The 1,595-nt window shown below is 39.7% G+C and carries 1 protein-coding gene; it reads right to left on the bottom strand.

Annotation, left to right across the window (positions count from 1 at the left end; genetic code table 11):
• Window positions 1–67: 67 nt before the first annotated feature.
• Window positions 68–1,120 (bottom strand): UDP-3-O-(3-hydroxymyristoyl)glucosamine N-acyltransferase, encoded by a 1,053-nt coding sequence (lpxD, locus tag D5R40_RS32845; protein WP_124147794.1) that lies wholly within the window; start codon window positions 1,118–1,120, stop codon window positions 68–70.
• Window positions 1,121–1,595 lie beyond the last annotated feature (475 nt).

Genomic DNA, 1,595 nt, shown 5'->3' with positions numbered 1-1,595 from the left:
TTTCCCTTCTGCCTTCTGCTTTCTGCCTTCTGCCTTCTGACTTCTGAGTTCGTTAATGTATCCCAATTTACTTAGAACTAATATTCAACATTCGCTTAATCTGTTTCACATATTGATAAATTTCAGGTAAACGTTTATAAATAGCAGACGCTTTCAAATAAATCTTATAGGGAACTGCAGGACTACTAGAAACAATTTCTCCAGCAGCAACATCATTATGAACACCTGCTTGAGCAGTAGCGATCGCTCCATCTCCAATTTTTGCCTGATTAGCAATACCCACTTGACCTGCCAAAATCACATGATCACCAAGTTTCACTCCACCAGCTAAACCAACCTGAGCCGCCAAAGCACAGTTTTTCCCAATTTGACAACCATGACCAACCTGCACCAAATTATCCAACTTCGTATTTTTGCCAATTCTAGTTTCTCCCACTGCGGGGCGATCGATAGTAGTATTGCCACCAACTTCAACCCCATCTTCCAAAACCACTCTGCCAGACTGTTCCATTTTATACCAACCATCTTGAGTAGGCACAAAACCAAAACCTTCTCCACCAATAACCGCTCCACTATGAATCACACAACTATTCCCAATTTGACTACGTTCGTGGATCGAACAGTTGGCGTGTAAAACAGAATTATCTCCTATTTCCACATCTGGATAAATTACCACATTTGGATAAATACAAACATTATCCCCAATTTTCACCCCCGCATCAACTACAACATGAGGACCAAGATAAACATTTTTTCCTATTTTTGCTGTTGAGTGAATAACAGCAGTGCCATGAATTTCTCGAATAGGTTGAAAAGGTTGATAAAAAAGAGCGATCGCCTTGGCAAATAATAATCTCGGTTCTTTTCCTGCTACCCACTCAATACCACGTTCGCTTGCCTGGGTTTGCAGAGTCTCATCCATTGGCAAAATCAAAGCACTAGCATTTGTCGTGCCTAAGTAACTGGCAAATTTTGCTCCTTCTATATAACTAAGAGTACCTACTACTGCTTCATCCACTGGGGCCACACCTGTAATATCTGGGGCCATACCATTATTTTTTTCTAGACTACTAGCGATCGCTTCACAACCAAGTTTATTTACAAGTTCCCTAAATTTCATAATTTTCCACTGGTAGCAAATACCATTGAACTAATACCATTTTCTCGCAAAAAAATAAACCCAAGTCCAGGGAAGGCAGAGGGCAGAAGGCAGAAGGCAGAAGGGAAAGAAAAGTTCAAAGGGAGAAGTTTTTTTTATAACTGATTATCTTGACATGATGTTATACCAATTCCTAAAAGTAACGCTATACTTGGGTAAGACTTCAGTTATTAATTAATCAAAACAGGTATAATCACCTTTTTGCTAAAAATAGCCCAGTTAATGTTAATTATTCTTACTTTTTACTTCTCCCTGTACGGACGCCCTTATGCAAAGTCCCTACCCACTCCCCTATTTCCCCTCCTGGGAGGGGTTAGGGGTGGGTCCCCTACTCAACAAAATGTAGAAAAGCTTTTGAGAAATGGTATTACACCATTTTTTTTTCTGCAAAAAAATAAACCCAAGTCCATCATTTTTCATTAACTGGAGACTTAGG

It is taken from the genome of Okeania hirsuta, assembly GCF_003838195.1.
GTDB classification, from domain to species: domain Bacteria; phylum Cyanobacteriota; class Cyanobacteriia; order Cyanobacteriales; family Microcoleaceae; genus Okeania; species Okeania hirsuta.
Note: the sequence above shows the minus strand (reverse complement) of the source record. Positions and strands in the feature narration are given on the sequence as shown.

What these genes read in the sequence shown, in the direction of transcription:
- lpxD (WP_124147794.1), bottom strand. Translation starts at nt 1,120, where the DNA reads ATGAAATTTAGGGAACTTGTAAATAAACTTGGTTGTGAAGCGATCGCT.